Source organism: Paenibacillus sp. GbtcB18, from assembly GCF_019091125.1.
Lineage (GTDB): Bacteria > Bacillota > Bacilli > Paenibacillales > NBRC-103111 > Paenibacillus_F > Paenibacillus_F chitinolyticus.
Map to the genome: position 1 here is coordinate 138,612 of NZ_JAGXJX010000004.1, position 18,051 is coordinate 156,662.

Annotated in this window: 19 protein-coding genes; 6 read left to right on the plus strand and 13 right to left on the minus strand. The window is 55.7% G+C overall.

Annotation, left to right across the window (positions count from 1 at the left end; translation table 11 throughout):
* Nucleotides 1-30 precede the first annotated feature (30 nt).
* The 3 genes from KVT34_RS14380 to KVT34_RS14390 all read right to left on the minus strand — a co-directional run bounded on the left by KVT34_RS14380 (nucleotide 31) and on the right by KVT34_RS14390 (nucleotide 3,282).
* Nucleotides 31-912: a carbohydrate ABC transporter permease gene (locus KVT34_RS14380; protein ID WP_042229245.1), complete on the minus strand. Its 882-nt coding sequence runs from the start codon at nucleotides 910-912 to the stop codon at nucleotides 31-33.
* Between the two features lie 15 nt (nucleotides 913-927).
* A complete protein-coding gene (locus KVT34_RS14385; protein WP_217559435.1) occupies nucleotides 928-1,899 on the minus strand; it encodes an ABC transporter permease in 972 nt (323 codons plus the stop codon).
* 354 nt (nucleotides 1,900-2,253) lie between these two features.
* Entirely contained in the window at nucleotides 2,254-3,282 is a 1,029-nt protein-coding gene (locus tag KVT34_RS14390) for a LacI family DNA-binding transcriptional regulator (protein ID WP_217559437.1), read from the minus strand.
* 184 nt (nucleotides 3,283-3,466) lie between these two features.
* Here KVT34_RS14390 and KVT34_RS14395 point away from each other — a divergent pair, with 184 nt between their 5' ends.
* From KVT34_RS14395 to KVT34_RS14405, 3 genes are all read left to right on the plus strand, one after another.
* The gene (locus KVT34_RS14395) at nucleotides 3,467-4,021 is read left to right on the plus strand and encodes a helix-turn-helix domain-containing protein (RefSeq protein WP_217559438.1); all 555 of its coding nucleotides are present in this window, start codon (nucleotides 3,467-3,469) and stop codon (nucleotides 4,019-4,021) included.
* A gap of 227 nt (nucleotides 4,022-4,248) precedes the next feature.
* Nucleotides 4,249-5,295: an L-threonine 3-dehydrogenase gene (gene tdh, locus KVT34_RS14400; RefSeq protein ID WP_217559439.1), complete on the plus strand. Its 1,047-nt coding sequence runs from the start codon at nucleotides 4,249-4,251 to the stop codon at nucleotides 5,293-5,295.
* An 18-nt stretch (nucleotides 5,296-5,313) separates the two neighbouring features.
* Nucleotides 5,314-6,492 (plus strand): glycine C-acetyltransferase, encoded by a 1,179-nt coding sequence (locus KVT34_RS14405; RefSeq protein ID WP_217559440.1) that lies wholly within the window; start codon nucleotides 5,314-5,316, stop codon nucleotides 6,490-6,492.
* A 171-nt stretch (nucleotides 6,493-6,663) separates the two neighbouring features.
* Here the strand turns inward: KVT34_RS14405 and KVT34_RS14410 are convergent, their stop codons facing one another.
* The 7 genes from KVT34_RS14410 to KVT34_RS14440 all read right to left on the minus strand — a co-directional run bounded on the left by KVT34_RS14410 (nucleotide 6,664) and on the right by KVT34_RS14440 (nucleotide 13,543).
* The gene (locus KVT34_RS14410) at nucleotides 6,664-7,614 is read right to left on the minus strand and encodes a helix-turn-helix transcriptional regulator (RefSeq protein WP_217559441.1); all 951 of its coding nucleotides are present in this window, start codon (nucleotides 7,612-7,614) and stop codon (nucleotides 6,664-6,666) included.
* 67 nt (nucleotides 7,615-7,681) lie between these two features.
* Nucleotides 7,682-8,116 (minus strand): hypothetical protein, encoded by a 435-nt coding sequence (locus KVT34_RS14415; RefSeq protein ID WP_254634871.1) that lies wholly within the window; start codon nucleotides 8,114-8,116, stop codon nucleotides 7,682-7,684.
* A 234-nt stretch (nucleotides 8,117-8,350) separates the two neighbouring features.
* Nucleotides 8,351-9,508 (minus strand): M20 family metallopeptidase, encoded by a 1,158-nt coding sequence (locus tag KVT34_RS14420; RefSeq protein WP_217559442.1) that lies wholly within the window; start codon nucleotides 9,506-9,508, stop codon nucleotides 8,351-8,353.
* Between the two features lie 138 nt (nucleotides 9,509-9,646).
* Nucleotides 9,647-10,450: an ABC transporter permease gene (locus tag KVT34_RS14425; RefSeq protein ID WP_084706577.1), complete on the minus strand. Its 804-nt coding sequence runs from the start codon at nucleotides 10,448-10,450 to the stop codon at nucleotides 9,647-9,649.
* Entirely contained in the window at nucleotides 10,447-11,313 is an 867-nt protein-coding gene (locus KVT34_RS14430; protein WP_217559443.1) for an ABC transporter permease, read from the minus strand. The genes KVT34_RS14425 and KVT34_RS14430 overlap by 4 nt, the downstream gene beginning before the upstream one ends.
* A 3-nt stretch (nucleotides 11,314-11,316) precedes the next feature.
* Nucleotides 11,317-12,411: an ABC transporter ATP-binding protein gene (locus KVT34_RS14435; protein WP_217559445.1), complete on the minus strand. Its 1,095-nt coding sequence runs from the start codon at nucleotides 12,409-12,411 to the stop codon at nucleotides 11,317-11,319.
* Nucleotides 12,412-12,433: 22 nt separating this feature from the next.
* Nucleotides 12,434-13,543, minus strand: coding sequence for an ABC transporter substrate-binding protein (locus KVT34_RS14440; protein WP_217559446.1), 1,110 nt, complete (start codon nucleotides 13,541-13,543; stop codon nucleotides 12,434-12,436).
* A gap of 262 nt (nucleotides 13,544-13,805) precedes the next feature.
* Between KVT34_RS14440 and KVT34_RS14445 the strand changes: the two genes are divergently transcribed.
* Complete coding sequence (locus tag KVT34_RS14445; protein WP_217559447.1) at nucleotides 13,806-14,558, plus strand: IclR family transcriptional regulator; 753 nt, start codon at nucleotides 13,806-13,808, stop codon at nucleotides 14,556-14,558.
* A gap of 128 nt (nucleotides 14,559-14,686) precedes the next feature.
* Here the strand turns inward: KVT34_RS14445 and KVT34_RS14450 are convergent, their stop codons facing one another.
* Both KVT34_RS14450 and KVT34_RS32400 read right to left on the minus strand, forming a co-directional pair.
* Nucleotides 14,687-14,887, minus strand: a complete 201-nt coding sequence (locus KVT34_RS14450) for a copper ion binding protein (RefSeq protein ID WP_042229261.1) — start codon at nucleotides 14,885-14,887, stop codon at nucleotides 14,687-14,689.
* Between the two features lie 33 nt (nucleotides 14,888-14,920).
* Nucleotides 14,921-15,316, minus strand: coding sequence for a metal-sensitive transcriptional regulator (locus KVT34_RS32400; protein WP_302695287.1), 396 nt, complete (start codon nucleotides 15,314-15,316; stop codon nucleotides 14,921-14,923).
* Between the two features lie 303 nt (nucleotides 15,317-15,619).
* On the opposite strand from KVT34_RS32400, the gene KVT34_RS14460 reads away from it, so the two are divergent.
* Nucleotides 15,620-16,612 carry a cation diffusion facilitator family transporter gene (locus tag KVT34_RS14460; RefSeq protein WP_217559448.1) on the plus strand — a complete coding sequence of 331 codons (993 nt, stop codon included), beginning with the start codon at nucleotides 15,620-15,622 and terminating at the stop codon, nucleotides 16,610-16,612.
* Between the two features lie 117 nt (nucleotides 16,613-16,729).
* On the opposite strand, the gene KVT34_RS31825 is transcribed toward KVT34_RS14460, so the two are convergent.
* Nucleotides 16,730-16,855, minus strand: coding sequence for a DUF6254 family protein (locus KVT34_RS31825; protein ID WP_241688812.1), 126 nt, complete (start codon nucleotides 16,853-16,855; stop codon nucleotides 16,730-16,732).
* Between the two features lie 301 nt (nucleotides 16,856-17,156).
* Between KVT34_RS31825 and KVT34_RS14465 the strand changes: the two genes are divergently transcribed.
* The gene (locus tag KVT34_RS14465; protein ID WP_217559449.1) at nucleotides 17,157-17,948 is read left to right on the plus strand and encodes a MerR family transcriptional regulator; all 792 of its coding nucleotides are present in this window, start codon (nucleotides 17,157-17,159) and stop codon (nucleotides 17,946-17,948) included.
* Nucleotides 17,949-18,051: the final 103 nt, after the last annotated feature.

Here is an 18,051-nt window from a genome sequence, read left to right on the forward strand (position 1 = left end):
TGACTCGTGAATCGTGTATAGGATGAACGATCAGCCCTTGATGGCGCCGATCATAATTCCTTTGACGAAGTACCGCTGAAGGAACGGATAGAGCAGGAACATCGGGAGATTGGCCAGGACGAGAACGGCGTATTTGATGCCTTCCACCGCCCGCTGCTGCTTGATCGCCGATTCCGTCGACATTTTGACCAGGCTGTCCGTCTGCCCTTGAATCAGAATTTCGCGCAGGACGAGCTGAAGCGGAAACTTGCTTTTGTCGGACAAGTACAGCAGGGCGTTGAAGAACGAGTTCCAGTGCCCGACCGCGTAGAAGAGAATGGTGACGGCGATGATCGGCATGGACAGCGGCAGGACGATCCGCGTCAGAATCTGCATATTGGTGCAGCCGTCGATGGTCGCCGCTTCTTCAAGCTCTCCGGGAATCGTCTGCTGAAAAAAGGTCCGCATGATGATGATGTTCCAGATGGACACGGCGCCGGGCAAAATCATGACCCAGAAAGAGTTCAGCAGGCCAAGATTTTTGATGAGGATGTAGGTCGGAATGAGCCCGCCGCTGAAAAACATCGTGAACACGAACAGGCCCATGAACAGGTTGCGGCCCACGAAATCTTTGCGGGAAAGGGGATATGCCGCCAGAATCGTCATGATTACGTTGAGAAGGGTCCCGGTAGTCGTATACAGGAGCGTATTGCCGAAGCCCCTCATAATTTGGCCGTCCTCGAAAATTTTGGTGTACGAGTCCAGCGTCAGCCCCTTGGGCCAGAGCAGCACTTCCCCGTTCATAATGTATTGGGGTTCGCTGAACGAAGCGCTGAGCACGAATACCAGCGGGTACAGGACGATCAGCAGCACCAGCCCGAGAACCAGGTAAATGACGGTGTTGAACAAGCGGTCTTCACGGGTATTTTCCATCTCTTCTCCCCCTCCCTACCATAGGCTCGATCCGCTGAAGCGTTTGGATATCCAGTTCACGCTGATCAGCAGAATGAAGTTGATTACCGTACTGAATAGGCCGACGGCAGCGGAAAAACTGTAATCCGCGTCGAGAATCCCGCTGCGGTATACGTAGGTATCGATAATGTCGGAACTTTGCATGTTGAGGGTGTTCTGCATAAGGAGTACTTTTTCGAATCCGATGGACATGACGCTCCCCAGATTCAGGATAAGCAGGATGACTATCGTCGGGCGGATGCCGGGAAGGTTAATGTGCCAGATGCGCTGGAGCCGGGTCGCCCCGTCCACGCGCGCCGCCTCGTGAAGCTGATTGTCTACGCCGGCGAGAGCCGCCAAATAAATAATGGAGCTCCACCCCATCGTCTGCCACACATCGGAGAGCACATAGAGCGTTTTGAACCAGGAAGGATCGGCCAGAAAGTTGACGGGCTTGACGCCGAACATCCCGAGAAAGGTGTTGACGAGGCCGTATCTGGGATTCAGGAACATCATCATCATGCCTACAACGACGACCGTGGAAAGAAAATGGGGCGCGTAGGTGACGGTTTGAACAAATTTCTTAAACTTCTGGGATTGGACTTCGTTCATGAGGAGGGCAAGAATAATCGGGATCGGGAATCCGAGCGCCAGTGTGTAAAGACCGAGACCGATCGTATTCGTAATCAGACGCTGAAAAAAGTAACTGTTGAAAAAACGCTGGAAATGGTCAAATCCGACCCAGGCGCTGCCCCAGATTCCCTTGTTCGCCACAAAATCCTTGAAAGCGATTTGCAGGCCGTACATCGGCACATAGTGAAACACGATGTAATAAAGCACCACGGGTGAAATCAGCAGATAAAGCTGCCAATTGCGGAGAATCCGCCTGCCCAGCGTCAGTTTGCGCGGAACCGGACGAGGATGCGCCCCCGTTTCCGGGCCGCCGCGTTCGAGAATAGTTTCAGCCACGTTAATTCTCCTTCCGGGAATGAAATGCGTTCGATTCGTTTTCAGCCCCGCAAAATAACTTTAGGACTGAAAAGAGCTTATCCAAAACTGTTATTATATTTGGATAATTTTTGGAATCATTTTCGGCGGAAATTAGGGTGATTCAACGGTTTTGTGAGACAGGCAGAACGTTATTTCGTTTAGAAAACGCTTACAAGAAACTTGTTGACCCTAATTTACCAAATCACTCTGAGGAATGCAACAACTTTTTGGCTAAAATACATCCAAACTTTTTGGATAAAAAGGCGCAGCTAAAAAAGCCTGACATCGTTCTGTCAGACTCTTGCTTGTGCGCACGCCCTCTTTGCTCCCCGTCTAAGGCCGGATATCGTGAACCGACGATTCCCGGACGATCAGGGAGCACGGCAGCAAAATCCTCGGCGGGATCCGGTAGTCCTCCTCTACGTAGTCGCAGAGGAATTTGGCGGCCAGCTTGCCGATTTCCTGACGCGGCACGTCAATCGAGGTGAGCGGCGGACTCGTATACTGCGAAAACCCGATATTGTCCATGCCGACGAAGGCGATGTCCTCGGGGATGCGGCACTGCTGTTCGAGCGCCGCCCTCATCGCCGGAATCGCCAGCATATCGCTGGCGCAGAACATGGCGGTCGGCCAGTCCGCCCGGGGCAGCTCCTGCAGCATGCCGGTCACGAGCCGGTAGCTCAGGTCCACGTCCCAGTTCGTATTGACGACCCACTCCCGGCGGATCGGCAGGTTGCCCTGGAGCATCGCGAACTGGAATCCGATGAACCGTTCGTCATTCTCCAGCTTTTTGAAAAAAGCGGGACCGCCCACATATCCGATCTTCGTATGGCCCTGATCAAGCAGATGCCCCACCGCCATCCGGGCGGCCGACACCCGGTCGCAGTCCACGATGGGCATTTTTAGGGAATCGTCGTTCAAGCTGACGCCGAGAATGGGAATGCCCTGTTTGTCCAGCAGCTCGTGAAGCTCTTTGTCGTACCAGCCCAGAGCGAGCACTCCCCGTGCCCCCGACTCCGTCAGCATAGCCTGGAAACGTTCCGCGTCGTTCACTTCCTCGAAAGTCCGGACGATGGCGGCGGGCTGCCCCATCTCGGCCATCTTCCCGTGGAACCCTTGGAGCACCTCCGAGAAATACGGATGATTGCCCAGCAGCTTGCCGGGAATGACGCAGGCGATCTGGGTCCGGCTCGCGGCCGCGGCCGGGGTATCGTCCAGCGGATAACCGAGCTTCAAGGCGGCTTCCCTTATTTTCCGTTTCGTTTCTTCGCTCACCGGCCGGCTCGTATCGTTACTGATCGCCCTGGACACGGTGGAGATGGAGACACCGATCACATCCGCAATATCTTTAAGCCTGGTCAAAGACTCTCCGCTCCTTCCTGTTCCTTCTCATCCCTCCCATCTTATCACACACAAGCCTCCGGCAGGCAACCGTTATAGGCAATTGGGCCCGGACGATCAAACTGTCCCGCACGGCGTTTTCCGAAAAGCCCGATGATGGTATGATGGAGGGAAAGCGCAGAACGTTTACTACGGAGGTACACAGATGGATAACATGGTAGAACGGGTGGCGGGCAATCTCAAAAAAATCCGCCGTTCGCGCGGGCTCAGCCTGGATAAACTCGCGGAACTGACGGGCGTCAGCAAAACGATGCTGGCCCAGATCGAACGGGCGGAATCGAATCCCACCATCACGATTTTGTGGAAAATCGCCCACGGCCTGCATATCTCGGTTTCGGCGCTCATCGAGGATGAGAAGCCGTCGGTTACGCTGGTGAAGAAATCCGAGCTGTTTCCGATGTCGTCGGAAGAGGGAAAATATACGGCTTATCCGCTCTTTCCGTACGACGGAAGCTCCCGCTTCGAGATTTATTCCGTGGAGCTGCAGCCCGGCTGCGAATACGAATCCGACCCTCATCACGAGGGAGTGGAGGAATACGTATCGGTCACCCGCGGCACCCTTGAGATGCAGATCGGCGAGCAGGTGATCATCGCGGAAAACGGCGACGCCATCCGGTTTCACGCCGACCAAAGTCATATTTACCGGAACAGCACGGACGAAGTGGTTCATATTCAGAGCGTCATTTTGTACCCGTTCTAGTCCGGTTTACGTTGTAGAGCTCGTACTAGTTCGGTTCCGTGCTAGTCCGGCTCGGTTCTAATCCGATGCTTCCGGTTTTATCCTTTCCCGTAGGAATGTTTTGGGTCCTGCGGGAATTTTTTTATTTACAGGCTAATATAGTTTGGGTTACTATAGCAGCATTCAGGTACTTCATAACGCACATAAGTACTTTATAACGATCATTTCTCAAAAGGAGAATGCTGGTCATGACCCAAACCATGGTTGGACTTGTCAAAGCGCACCGCAGAGCCGGAGCCGTTCTGATGGAGGTGCCCGTCCCCGAATGCGGGCCGGATGAAGTGCTGATCCGGGTGAAAGCGAGCTCGATCTGCGGCACGGATATGCATATTTATCAGTGGGACGACTGGGCCGAACAGCACGTCGTGACCCCCAATGTGTTCGGCCACGAATTTGCGGGTGTCGTGCATGAGGTCGGCTCGCAGGTGAGCCACGTCCGCGTCGGGGATTACGTGTCCGCCGAGGGCCATATCGTCTGCGGGATGTGCAAACAGTGCCGCTCGGGCAACGCCCACGTCTGCCCTCATACGCGGAGCTTCGGCATTACCGCGCCGGGCTGCTTTGCCGACTATGCGGTGACCAAGGCGGTCAACATCATCCCGAACGACAAGTCGCTGCCCTTCGAGCTGGCCTGCCTGCAGGACCCGCTGGGCAATGCGGTCCAATCCGTGCTGTCGGGCGACATCGTGGGCAAGTCCGTCGTCGTCATGGGAGTAGGCCCGATCGGCCTCATGGCCGTCCAGGTAGCGAAGGCCGCGGGCGCAGGCAAAATCATCGCCGTCGACCTTAACGCGTACCGGCTGGATATGGCCCGAAAGCTGGGCGCCGACGCGACGATCCAGTCGTCACCCGCGGTTTCGGCCCCGGAGATGATCCGGGAGATGACAGGCGGTGAAGGAGCCGAAGTCGGCCTCGAAATGTCCGGCAATGCCCGCGCCATCAACGACCTGCTGGAAGCGATGTCACCCGGAGGCCGCGTCTCGCTGCTGGGCATTCCGGCTCATTCCGTGCCGATCGACCTGTCCCGGCATGTGATTTTCAAGGGCCTTCAGGTCCACGGGATAACCGGACGGCGCATGTACAACACCTGGCACCAGATCAAGGGGCTATTGGACCAGAACCGCATCGATCTTCAGCCGCTCGTCCAGCATACGTTTACACTCGACCGGTACGAGGAAGCTTTTGACTTGATGGCTTCGGGCCAATGCGCCAAAGTCGTCTTTACTCATATTTAGAAAACGGAGGATGAACATATGAGCGGATTGGATTATTTGGCGGAAGAACTGGAGCAGCTCAAACGGGAAGGCCGGTACCGGCTGCCCGCCGTATGGGAAAGCGGCTCGGATGTCTGGATGGAACTGAACGGCCGGCGGGTGCTTCAGCTTTCCTCGAACAACTATCTCGGATTTGCCAATCATCCCGACCTCAAGCGGGCCGCCGCGGATGCCGTATACCGATATGGCGCGGGCAGCGGTTCCGTACGGACAATAGCCGGAACGCTGAAGATTCACGACGAGCTGGAACGGGAGCTTGCCGCTTTCAAAGGAACGGAAGCCGCACTCGTCTTTCAGTCGGGTTTTACGACGAACCTCGGCGTGTTCTCCACACTGCTGCAGGACGGCGATGTCGTGATCAGCGACGAGCTTAACCATGCGAGCATTATCGACGGAATCCGCCTGTCCAAAGCGGCGCGCAAAATCTACCGGCACAAGGACATGAACGCGCTGGAAGACGTTCTCCGCGCCAGCGGCCAGTACCGGAAGCGCTTTATCGTGACCGACGGCGTGTTCAGCATGGACGGGGACATCGCGCCCCTGCCGGCCATCGTCGAGCTGGCCGAACGCTACGACGCCATCGTCTGCGTCGACGATGCCCATGCCAGCGGCGTACTCGGCCGCAACGGCAAAGGCTCCACCGACCACTTCAACCTGCACGGACGGGTGCATATCCAGATCGGCACCCTCTCCAAAGCGATCGGCGTGGTCGGTGGTTACGCGGCCGGAAGCCAGGCGCTGAAGGAAGTGCTGATTCACAAGGCAAGGCCGTTTCTGTTCAGCACGTCCCATCCGCCTTCCGTTGCGGCAAGCTGTCTGGAGGCGATCCGCGTTCTCCGCGGCAGCTCGGAGCTGGTGGAACGGATGTGGTCTCATGCCCACGGTTTCCGCAAGGCGCTGATTCAAGCCGGCTTCGATACCGGAGCCAGCGAGACGCCCATTATCCCCATTATTATCGGGGACGCTGCGGCCACCATGCATTTCTCCAGCCGCCTGCTGGAGGAAGGCGTCTTCGCCCAGGGAATCATCTTCCCGACCGTTGCCGCCGACAAAGGCCGTATCCGGCTGATCATTACGGCCGCCCACTCGCAGGACGATTTGGACTTTGCCCTGGAAGCGCTCAAAAAAGTCGGGCGCGAAACCGGTCTTATTTCATAAGCAAAAACCTGCCCCGGCTGTTTGGCAATAGGCCGCGGGGCAGGTTTTTTATGTTAGGGCGGGAGACTCTGGACGAAAATGTCCAGGCGTTGAAGTCTAGTCCGTCCGCCTTATACCATAGCCGGCAGCCATAGCCGGCAACCGTGCGGCACCATACAAGTGCCGCTTCCTTCATTTGTATAGCTCCACCCATTGATGCAGCTGCTGCTTGAGCTTCTCCCGCACGGCCTTAGGCTCCAAAATTTCCGCCGCCGGACCGTACTGCATCACCCAATTGAGAAACTCGCGCTCATTGTTGACCGTCACCTCGAAAATGAGGCTTCCGTCCTTGCGGTCGCGCATACGGGGATGAACGAACAGTTCCTCTTCCTTAACGTACCGCGCAATTTCGGCGTTGAACTTCACCTTGAATGTCATGTTTTTGTCCCCGCGCTCGATGGACCAGGTGTTTTTAAGATACTGACGGATGTTAAAATCCCCTTTTTCAAACGTCTGTCCGGTCACCTCCACCTGCTGAAAACGGCTCATCCTGAACGTGCGGACCTCCCGCTTCAAATGACAGTAGCCGATAAGATAAAAGCGCTGCTCACGCGGAACGAGATAATACGGATCAATGTTCCTCTCCGCCGTTTTGTTGCGGGACATCGTATGATAAACGGTAGAAATGGTTTTCTGGTCCAGAACGGCCCGGATAATCGGTTCCAAAAAATTCGGATGCTCCTGCCGGTAAGCGGGCGCTCCCATCTGGATAATGTCCGTAATATTTTGCACGATGTCGCGGTGGTGGCTCTTTTCCTTCCCGTGAGTGGCCATTACTTTATGATAAGCCTGGTCAAACCCAGGCGGCAGCTCTTCCGTATTGAGGACCGAAGGGAGCATCGAGAAAACGAGCGCCTCCTGCTCGGTAAAGTTCAACGGGTACAAGAAAAACTTCCCCATAAACCGGTACCCGGTCCCCCTGCCGTCGTTGGTGATCGGCGCTATCAGGCTCAATGTAGCGAGATCCCGGTAAACCGTCCGGGGGTTAATTCCGCATTTGCGGGCGATGTCCGAAGCCGAGATTCCGGGATTGGCTTGAATGGCCAGAATAATATGAAACAATCGGATGACTTTGTCCATCATAAGGCTCTTGTATCACTCCATTCCTTTAGGTCTATGTGCCTATAGAAATGAATTCGACACCGGCCCCTTAACTTCCTACACCTTCCATAAAAACAGAAAACCGGAAAAGGTTCCGCGAGGGCAGTCCCTCGTTATCGGACAAGGCCGAAAAATCCGTTTGACCATGCTCCGTTCGCTGCTCCGGCCCTTGCTCCTCACTTTCTTCCAGCCCTTTCACTAGCCCTTGCTCCCGGCCTTCCTTGAGCCCTAACTCCAGCCGTTCCTCCTCTCCCAACTTCTTATCTGTTTCCTTTTCTTTTCGCTTGTCCGCGTCCTTCCTGTCCTTGTCTTCTTCGTCTTTCTCTCCATCTTTCTCCCCGTCTCCCTGTTCGTCTTCCGCTTCCCGCGCCCCCGGTTTCATACCTCCGTTCTTCTTCACGACATTCTCTATGTAGTCCTTTCTCAGCCCTAATTCTTCGCAAATGACACCGACATCCAGCATAAGTTTTCTCCCCGTGTTCATTTCTCCGTGCAGTCTCCTTCCCCAAATCATGATATCAATTCCATTATTTAGGTTATCACTTCGATGCGACACCTGTTTGTCTCGAATGGGTGTTTGCTTTTTTTTACTTTTGCCCGACAAAAATAAACCCGTCCGCCAGAACAAGGTCTGTCGAACGGGTTATATACATATTAAGCCGTGCGGAAAAGGTTGTTTTACTCCCCGGCCTGCGGCAGCCTAACCCCTCACGCCCGCTTACCGTCTCTCCCCCGCCGCGACCGTCTCGATCAGCCGCGCGAGCAGAGCCGTGCGCGGCGCGATTTCGTCCAGCCGCACATACTCGTCCGGCGAGTGCGCGAAATCCCCCCGCGCGCCGAGGCCGTCCAGCGTCGGGACTCCGCACGCGGCGGTGAAGTTCCCGTCGCTGACGCCGCCGGTCGCCGTCTCGCCGAGCTCGAAGCCCAGCTCGTCCGCGGCGATTCTCCGCGCGATGCCGTACAGCCGCGCGATCGCGTCCGTGCGCTCCATCGGCGGGCGCATCATACCGCCCTCGACGCGGAGCCGGGCTCCCGGCAGGTGCGGCCGGATGCCCGCGATCAGCGCGTGCACCCGCTCGGCCTCGGCCGACGTCTTCACGCGCACGTCAATCTCGGCTTCGGCGCGGTCCGCGACCACGTTTGTGCCGATGCCTCCGTGCACGATGCCGACGTTCACCGTCGTGCCGATGCCGTAATCGGTGAGGCCGTGCAGATGCTGGATCTGGTACGCCAGCTCCTCGATGGCCGAGACGCCCTTGGAAGGGTCCACGCCCGCATGGGCGGCGATCCCTTCCACGATGAGCTTGTAGCGGCCGCTTCCTTTGCGGCCGGTTTTGAGCGCGCCCTCCGGCTCCATCGGAGGCTCCAGCACGAAGACCGCCTCGCAGCCCCGGGCGGTCTGCTCGATAAGCCCGCGCGAGCTGGGGCTGGAAATCTCTTCGTCGCTGTTGATCAACAGCACGACGGTAACATCTTCCGCGGGACCGCGTCCCTCGTCACCGAGCAGCTTCAGCGCGAACATCGCCTGAAGCAGCCCCAGCTTCATGTCGTACACGCCGGGTCCCAAGGCTCTGCCGTCGCGGACGCCGTAGGGCCGCCGCGATGCTTCGCCTTCGGGCCATACGGTATCGTAATGGCCCAGCAGCAAAATGCGCCGGCTGCCGGTACCCCACTCGCAAAGCAGCCGGTCGCCCGAGACCTCATGGGGAAGGCGCGTTACCGTTCCCCCGGTCAAACGCCGGAACTGGATCTCGTACCAGTCCGCCATCCGGTCGCAAAGCGCCTTGTTGCGCGAAGGCGAGTCCATATTTACGCTTTCTTCCAAGAGCCGGAGCAGCTCCGGCATATAGTTTTCCACAAGAGTTACGTCTGACATACGAAATAAACCTTTCTTTGCGCAAAATAAACGGGTACATCCGTACGAACGCGCTGCGGAAGAAACGGACGGCATGCAACCCGCATGCCGCCCCTCTTTTTTATGGAGTGAATCCAAACTTGCCTGAATAAAGAAATCTTAATGAGAATGCGAATTCGTGCCGAAGAGCTTATCGAGCCCGTACACCCGCTCCAGAATGTAAATAAACACCAGACTGAGCAGAATGACGACGGACGAAACCGAAGCGACAAGCGGATTGAGCGTTTCCTGCATATAGCTGAAAATCGCCATCGGCAGAGTTGTCGTCTCCGGGGAGACCAGGAACAGGGAAACCGTCACGTTATCGAACGAAGTCAGGAACGAGAAGATCATCCCGGACAAAATCGCCGGACGAAGCAGCGGCAGCGTGATGTCGCGGAAAACCTGAAACGGGCTGGCTCCCAGAATGTAAGCCGCACGCTCTAAGGTGTAATCGTATGCGCTCAGCCCCGTCATCGTCAGCCGGACCACATACGGGATCGAAATGAGCATGTGGGTGATCAGCAGTCCCGTGAAGGTTCCCGCCAGGCCGATCCGGGTGAAGAAGAGCAGCGCAGCCATCCCTATTATAATAGAAGGAACGGTTAGCGGAGACAGCAGCAGCGCATTGACGAAGCCGCTCCCCGGGAACTTGTATTTGTGAATCGCCATGGCGGCCAGCGTGCCGATGATTGTAGATAAAACGGCCGACAAAGCCGCCAGCTCCAAACTGAAAATAAACGACTCGATAAATTCCGGCCGGTCCAAAATTTTCTCATACCATTTCAGCGAAAAACCTTCCGGCGGGAAAGACAAATAGTTGGCCGACGTAAGCGAGGTCGGAATAATGACCAGCAGCGGTGAAATGACGAAAAGCAGCACGATAAACGTAACGATGCCGAGCCACGGGATGCGTCTGATCACGAGAACACCTCCCGGTAGCGCTTCGTTTCCACGATTTTCGTAAATACCGTCACGAGCGCATAGGTGGAAGCCAGCATCAGAAAGGCGAGCGCCGAGCCGAGCGGCCAGTCGAGCGTAGCCATAATTTTCTCGTACGTGATGACCGGCATGACTTTAACCGAGCTTCCGCCCATCAGGGCAGGGGTGACGAAAGCGCTCATGGATAAGCTGAACACCAAGGTCGTCCCGGCAAAAATGCCCGGCAGACTGAGCGGCAGCGTGATGGAGAAAAACGAACGGGCCTTCGAGGCGCCCAGAATTCCCGCCGCTTTGTACAGGGACTGGTCGACGGCATACAAGCTTGTCGCCAGCGCAAGTACCATGTACACGATAAAGGAATCCGTGAGTCCGATAACCACGCCAAGCTCGTTGTACAGAAGCTTAAGCGGCTTGTCGATCAGGCCGAGCTTGATCAGAGAGCTGTTGACCCAGCCTTTGTCGCCCAGAATGACGACCCAGCCGAAGTTGCGGATGACCACGGAGATCAGATGCGGTGAAATGATCAGAAACGTGACGAGTCCGCGCATTTTGCCCGACGCCTTGGACATGAAGAGCGCGACCGGGTATCCGAGAACGAGCGTCAGCAGGACGGTATACAAGCTGAGCTTGATCGTCCGCCACAAGATGCCCGCATAATACGGGTCCTGTACGAAAAGCAGGTAATTGTGCAGCGAGAACTGCTGCTCGGTGTCCTGCAAACTCTGGAGCAGGATGTAGATCATCGGGATGAGAAACGCGCCGAGCAGAACGATCAGACCGGGGGCCAGAAGAAACAGCCCCGTCCAGGACGACAGGCGGCGGAAGCGGGAGGATTTCGCCTGCATGGCCTACTGCTCCTTCCGCGGGAATACGAAGACGTCCTTCGGATTCCACGTCAATCCCACCTGCCGGCCCGCCGTGTAGTCCGCCAGCCCGTCCTGCATCTGCATCCTGACGGTAACGAGCGCGGAGCCGACCTCCACCTCGCATTCCACGAAGGAACCGAGGAAAGCGAGCTGCCGGATCGTTCCCGCGGCCCGTACGGTATCCGCGAGCGCGCCGGACTCCGTCAGGCGGATTTTCTCCGGACGCACGTAGGCGACCACGGATTCCCCTGTCGTAAACGTGCGTCCGTCCGCGGACGCCTCCAGCACGAATCCGGCGTCGGTCTGCACGGCCATCCCGCCGTTAGCCGATCCCCGTACCGTGCCTGGCAGGCGGTTGGATTTGCCGATGAAGGTGTGCACGAATTCGGAGGCGGGACGGTTGTAAATGTCCCAAGGCGTGCCGATTTGTTCGACCTTGCCGTGATCCAGCACGACGATCCGGTCGGACAAATACAGGGCTTCCTCCTGGTCGTGCGTTACGAAAATCGTCGTGACGCCCGTCTCTTTGTGCAGGCGCTTCAGCTCGTCGCGAAGCTCTTCCCGCAGCTTTGCGTCCAGGTTGCTGAGCGGCTCGTCGAGAAGAAGCAGGGACGGCTCGATCACGAGCGCCCGGGCGATCGCGATCCGCTGGCGCTGCCCTCCGGAAAGCTGCTTCGGATAGCGGTCGGCCACATGGGGCAGCTTGACAAGCTCCAGCACCTTCCGCACCTTGTCTTTGATTTCCGCCTTCGGCATTTTGCGCAGCTTGAGCCCGTAGGCCACATTCTCGGCAACCGTCATATGCGGGAACAGCGAATAAGTTTGAAACACCATGCCCAGGTCCCGCTTATTCGAAGGAACGCCGTTCATACGCTTGCCTTTGATCGAAATTTCGCCGCCGTCCGGGTCCAGGAACCCGGCAATCATGTTCAGCGTCGTCGTCTTGCCGCACCCCGAAGGGCCGAGAAAGGAGATGCACTCTCCTTGCTCGATCTTCAGGTCAAAGTTGTCGACGACCACGTTGGAACCGAATGTTTTACGGACGGCATTAAGTTCGACATCTATCTTCTTTTCCAACTGAATCACCTGTTTTCCGAATCTATTTGCCTACCAAAGGTGCGATTTCCTTGTTGAAACGGTCGATCCATCCGGCGGTGCTGCCGCCTACGGTTTCGTAATCGAATTTCACGATTTTGGAGCGGTCGAATTCGATTTTTTTGGATATATCTTCCGGAAGCTTTACGGATGTGGCCGGGTTATAATACAGCTTTGAAGCGTACAAGGTCTGAACTTCGTCCGTTAAAAGGAAGTCGATGAAAAGCTTCGCGGCGTTCGGATGCTTCGCGTTCTTGGTCATCGTGGCCACGTTCGGCACCAGGTTGGCGCCTTCCTTCGGCACGACGAACTTCAGCTCGATCCCCTGGTCCTTCTGCACAATGCTGCGGGCCATCGTCCAGGACGTGTACGCCGCCGATTTGTTCTGCAGGTTCTGCTGGAGCTGCGCGGCGCTTTTCGCAAAGGTCGGCATGTATCCTGCAATCGTTTTCAGTTTTTCAAAGCCGGGATCCATATTTTTCTCCGACCCGCCGTTCGCATAAGCCAGCATGATCAGAGCCGAACGGCCGAAGTTGCTGGAAATCTCGGTCAGGGTCAGGTTGCCTTTCATCTCGGGACGGGCCAGATCGTTCCAGGACTCGGGAATCGGAAGATTTTTTTCTTTCACAATCGCTTCGTTATAGGAGATGCCCATCGGTGTGAAGTTAACGGCGACCCCGCTGTCTTCGGCCACTTTCAGATCGGCGATCACGTTTTTCATGTTCGGGATATCGGCTTCTTTCAACGGTTCGAAAAGACCCTCTTTGCGTCCGATTTCCTGCTCGCCGCCTTCAATGATGGCAACGTCCGTCTGCGGATCGTTTTTAACCGCTTTCGCTTTGGCGACGATTTCGGTCGATACGCCGGATACATACGTCAGTTTGATGTCGGGGTATTTCGCTTTGAAACGTTTGAAAATTTCGTCTTTCATCAGCTCTTCTACCGTAGCTCCGTTACCCGCAACAACAAGTTCTTTCTCCGGCTGCAGCGCTGAAGTCGATGCGCCCGGCGAAGCGGCGGCATCCTTTACCGGCTCTTTTGAAGATCCGCATCCCGCAAGAAGTGATCCGCACAGAGCGGCAACTGAAACCAAGACCCCGATTTTCTTTTTCATGGATGGACATCCCTTCTATTTGGTTTTCTCTGATCGTTCACTATATGTGAACAATGTTTCCTATAAGGAAATCTTAAAGTGATTCTATCACGCTCTTTCCAGCCTAGCAATACATATGTCAGGTTTAAAAAAAGATTATTTTTCCGAAGTGCAGCCCCTCCGAAGCACCTCTAGGAAACCCAAAATAAGTATGCTACAATAGCAATAATTTGCTTGCATGTCGGGATATTCCGACGATATGACCGCCTGGGGGAGTCTGTTCATGGAACATCATTTGTCTTCCGTTAAAAACAGCAGCCGCCTGCTCAAAGAGTTTCTGGACGGTCCGAAAGAGCTCGGAGTCACCGAACTGAGCCGCCGGCTTCAGTTGTCTAAAGGCGCCGTTCATAAGCTGCTCGCTACGCTAGAAAGCGACGGGTTTATTTCGCAAAATCCGAGTACGAAGCAGTACTCGCTCGGTTTTACTCTGCTCGAACTCGGCACGAAAGTGCTTCGTGATCATAATCTCGTCGACTTCGCCAAACCTTACCTGCAGCAGCTTGCCGAGAAAACGAAAGAGCTGGCCTGTCTGTGCGTCGTCGACGGGAAAGACGCCATATATGTAGATAAAATCGATTCCCAGCATCCCATCCGCTTTAATGTGGACGCGTTCCGCCGCTTCCCGCTGTATGCCACCTCCGCGTCCCGCGTGTTGCTGGCTTTCCGGCCGGAGGCGTTTATCGACAGCGTGCTTGCGGACGGAATCCGCACGTATACCCCGCATTCCATGCAGGCGCCCGACGAAATCAAAGAACGGCTCACGGTTATCCGCAGCCGCGGCTACGAGATTTCGACGAATCTGCGCAACGTCGGCGTGACGGGGATGGCGGCTCCGATCCGCGATGCGACGGGCGAGATTGTCGCGTCCGTCAGCCTCATCGGGCCGTCGGACCGGGTCGTTCCGCAGCAGGACGCTTTCCTGCAGCAGGTTCTTCTGACGACGCGCAACATTTCGTTCGGCCTGGGCTACCGGTAGAACAAAAAAAACCACCCGGAATCTAAATTCCGGGTGGTTTTTTGTGCGGGTATTGCCCGCGGAAAGCTCCGCTGCCAGTGAGGCCGGTCAGCCGCGGCACTTCTCGCGGGTTTGCGGCTTGGCCCGCCTTATACGACGTCGTAGCCCTGCTCTTCGATCGCTTCTTTGATCTGCTCGGGCTTTACGGCTCCCGCCTCGTATTCCACTTCGACACGGCCCTCGGCCAGATGTACCTGAGCCTTCGCTCCCAGCTCTCCGACCGCTTTTTCTACCGAATTCACACAATGCTGGCAGGACATGCCCTCCACTTTCAACGTCAGTTTTTCCATTTTCCTTACCCCTTTCTACCGATTAGTTTGGGTTTATTTCATAAGCTTGTTGACGGTAACGAGCAGTTCGTCGATCACATCCGTATCGCCTTCCTGAATCCGCTCGATCACACAGCTTTTCATATGCCCTTCCAGCAGCAGTTTGCCCACGCTGTTCAAGGCGGACTGCACAGCGGCAATCTGGTTGAGCACATCGTCGCAGTACGTGTCTTTCTCGATCATGCCTTTGACGCCGCGGATCTGACCTTCGATCCGGTTGAGCCTGGATACCAAGTTATTCTTCACCTTGTCGCTGTGATGGCTTCTTCTTTCCGTATCTTCGTCGCGCGTATGTGTATGGCAGGAAGTCCCGGCATCCGCCGAAGCAAGCGGAGCGCTGCCCGTTTCGCCCTCAGGTCTGCCGTTATCCTTTTCGGAATGGAGTACCATCTTGTTCAACCTCCCTTATCATCAGCATAACATACCCCATAGGGGTATTTCAACAACCTTTTGACCGAAATTTTTTCCCCGTCATTCATAAAAATTTGGGCTTGTTAAAATCTTCTGGATTGGGTATTATAAAAATATCATATGAACACTTGCTCATATATTTGTTTAAAATCTTTAAAGCAACCCGATACGATCTCATTTTTCCTTACTTACTCAGGTTAAGAAAGCCGAATAAATCGAGAGCGGTTGGGAAGGACATCCTGGTTTTTATCAAACTTGCATCACGCAAAGGAGGAATAGGGTATGAACGACTCAAAAAAACGGAAAGCAGCCGGTGCCGCAGGCGGCCAAATTCATCGGCACGATCACGGGCATTCCCACGATCATTCACATGATCACGAACATGGCGGAATCGGGCACCATCACGGTCCCAGCAGCAAAAAGGGACTGTTTATCGCTTTTCTCATCACAACGGTCATTATGGTGCTGGAATTCGCCGGAGGTCTGCTGACGAACAGTCTGGCCCTGCTGTCGGATTCCGGGCATATGTTGAGCGATGCGGCGTCTCTGCTGCTCAGTCTGGTCGCCATGTGGTTTGCGGCCCGTCCCGCCTCTCCCAGAAGAACGTACGGCTTCTACCGCGTAGAGATTTTAACAGCCATGCTGAACGGCATCACCCTTGTCGTCCTCTCCATCCTGATCATCCGGGAGGCCGTTGAACGCTTCGCGCACCCGCCGGCAATCGCGAGCGGCACGATGACGCTTATCGCCGTCATCGGCCTGGTCGCCAACCTCGTCAGCGCCTGGTTTCTGACCCGGATGGGCGGAGCCAAAGACAACCTCAACGTCAGAAGCGCTTATCTGCACGTGCTTGGGGATGCGCTCGGCTCCGTAGGGGCTATAATCGCCGGTCTTCTGATGCAGGCGTTCCAGTGGTATCAGGCGGACCCGATTATCTCCATCCTGGTCTCGCTGCTCATTCTGCGCAGTGCCTGGGGCGTGCTGAAATCCGCCACGCATATTCTGCTCGAAGGCGTTCCGTCGCGCCTGGACGCCGATGACGTCCGCAGCGCCCTGCTGCGTATTCCCGGCGTCCGCGAGGTCCATGATCTTCACATCTGGACGATCACGTCCGGCATGGATTCTTTTAGCTGTCATCTGCTCATCGACGATGAAGCCGACAGCCAGGAGGTTCTCCAGCAGGCCGTTGCCTGTATGGAGAACGAGTATAAGATCCGGCATGCCACCATCCAGGTAGAAACCCGGCATTTGAAGCATGCTGAGTTCAGTATATGACCAGCATACCGGTCTCTAAATGAAAAGCCCGCGGCATAATGCGCGGGCTTTTCGTTTTCCGCCGGTAGGCCGGATTGCCCGGGAAATGCCACGTAAGCCCGGGCAATCCCATTTCCTCTACTCCTCTATTCCCTGATGAGTTTCGGCGGCAATTTCTTTCAGCGAGCGGATTTTCCCGTGGGGATTCTGTCTTTGCTTGCGGCTTTTGGCCAAGCCTTCCTTCCGGTTTTTCGATTGGGTCATGAAACGACACTCCTTTTCGTGAAGGGGTACGGTTCGTCGACGAGTCGATTCTCCGCTCTGCTCTCCTAGTTTTCGCCCGGGTAAGGCCCTCTATTCGGCCGCTTTACTTTCTCTTCCTTTTTCGGGTCCGCCGCTTATGAACTTCGGTTCCAAGTTTAACGGGCATCCGTCGGCTTCCCTTACTTCTTTTTCCGTCCCCGGCCCCCGGTCCCCCATAAAAAACAACTTGAAGCCCGAACTGGAACGTTTTAGGATATAAGAATAGGAAAAGAACCCTATCGGGAAAGGAAATCCGGATGACATGTATTCCGTCGGCGAACTTGCGCGTAAAGCGAACATTACGGTACGCACCCTGCACCATTACGATCAGATCGGGCTTCTGAAGCCCTCCGGCTCCACGGAAGGCGGCCACCGGCTATACTCCGACGAGGATGTTATGCGGCTGGAACAGATTTCGATTCTCAAAAAAATGGGACTCGGGTTAAAAGCCGTCCATGAAATGCTCGACAGCTACGGAACCGACTGGCTCTCCTGCCTGGAAGATCAGCTTCAAATGGTTCAGCGCGAGAAAGAGAAACTCGAAGAACTGGAAAGCATGCTCCGCGTTACGATCCATTCCGTTCAAATAGAAGGCACCCTGAACTGGAACGCGATGTTCCAATTGATCCGGCTCAGTCAAAAAAATCCCGCGGCCAAACGGCGCTTCATCCGCGAGCATTTCACGGCCGAGGAGCGGAAGCTGCTTCACAAGCTGCCTAATCTGAACAAAGACGACCCTCTCACCGTACGCTGGGCGGAAGAGGTTGCACAGGCAAAGGCCGTCATGCACGAAGATCCGGCTTCTCCGGCCGCGCAGGAAGTCGCTGCACGGATCACGATGCTGGCCCTGGAGGCTTTTGACGGCAATCATATCCTGATGAACAAGTACTGGGAGCTGCACGGCGCGGAAGATAATCCGATGAACCTGTACCCGTTCGAACCCGAACTGCTGGAGTTTCTTAACGCGGCGTTTGAGCACTACGACCGCACTCAGACGGCGCACGAAGCTGCAGTTCCTCCGAAGCCCTCCGTGGGCAAGAATCGCCCGAAGTGAAGAAGCAAGAAACCGTGCGAACGGTCTTGAGCCACGATCCTAACAACTAACGAAGCAACGAACTAACCAGGTATCGGCCTGATGATGGAGGTTTCGCGTGTCT

Bases quoted from the DNA above. Each gene is read 5' to 3' on its own strand.
- KVT34_RS14380 (WP_042229245.1), bottom strand. From the start codon at position 912: ATGGAAAATACCCGTGAAGACCGCTTGTTCAACACCGTCATTTACCTG.
- KVT34_RS14395 (WP_217559438.1), top strand. From the start codon at position 3,467: ATGGATAACATGGTAGAACGGGTGGCGGGCAATCTCAAAAAAATCCGC.
- tdh (WP_217559439.1), top strand. From the start codon at position 4,249: ATGACCCAAACCATGGTTGGACTTGTCAAAGCGCACCGCAGAGCCGGA.
- KVT34_RS14405 (WP_217559440.1), top strand. From the start codon at position 5,314: ATGAGCGGATTGGATTATTTGGCGGAAGAACTGGAGCAGCTCAAACGG.
- KVT34_RS14410 (WP_217559441.1), bottom strand. From the start codon at position 7,614: ATGATGGACAAAGTCATCCGATTGTTTCATATTATTCTGGCCATTCAA.
- KVT34_RS14415 (WP_254634871.1), bottom strand. From the start codon at position 8,116: ATGAACACGGGGAGAAAACTTATGCTGGATGTCGGTGTCATTTGCGAA.
- KVT34_RS14420 (WP_217559442.1), bottom strand. From the start codon at position 9,508: ATGTCAGACGTAACTCTTGTGGAAAACTATATGCCGGAGCTGCTCCGG.
- KVT34_RS14430 (WP_217559443.1), bottom strand. From the start codon at position 11,313: ATGCAGGCGAAATCCTCCCGCTTCCGCCGCCTGTCGTCCTGGACGGGG.
- KVT34_RS14440 (WP_217559446.1), bottom strand. From the start codon at position 13,543: ATGAAAAAGAAAATCGGGGTCTTGGTTTCAGTTGCCGCTCTGTGCGGA.
- KVT34_RS14445 (WP_217559447.1), top strand. From the start codon at position 13,806: ATGGAACATCATTTGTCTTCCGTTAAAAACAGCAGCCGCCTGCTCAAA.
- KVT34_RS14450 (WP_042229261.1), bottom strand. From the start codon at position 14,887: ATGGAAAAACTGACGTTGAAAGTGGAGGGCATGTCCTGCCAGCATTGT.
- KVT34_RS32400 (WP_302695287.1), bottom strand. From the start codon at position 15,316: ATGGTACTCCATTCCGAAAAGGATAACGGCAGACCTGAGGGCGAAACG.
- KVT34_RS14460 (WP_217559448.1), top strand. From the start codon at position 15,620: ATGAACGACTCAAAAAAACGGAAAGCAGCCGGTGCCGCAGGCGGCCAA.
- KVT34_RS31825 (WP_241688812.1), bottom strand. From the start codon at position 16,855: ATGACCCAATCGAAAAACCGGAAGGAAGGCTTGGCCAAAAGCCGCAAG.
- KVT34_RS14465 (WP_217559449.1), top strand. From the start codon at position 17,157: ATGTATTCCGTCGGCGAACTTGCGCGTAAAGCGAACATTACGGTACGC.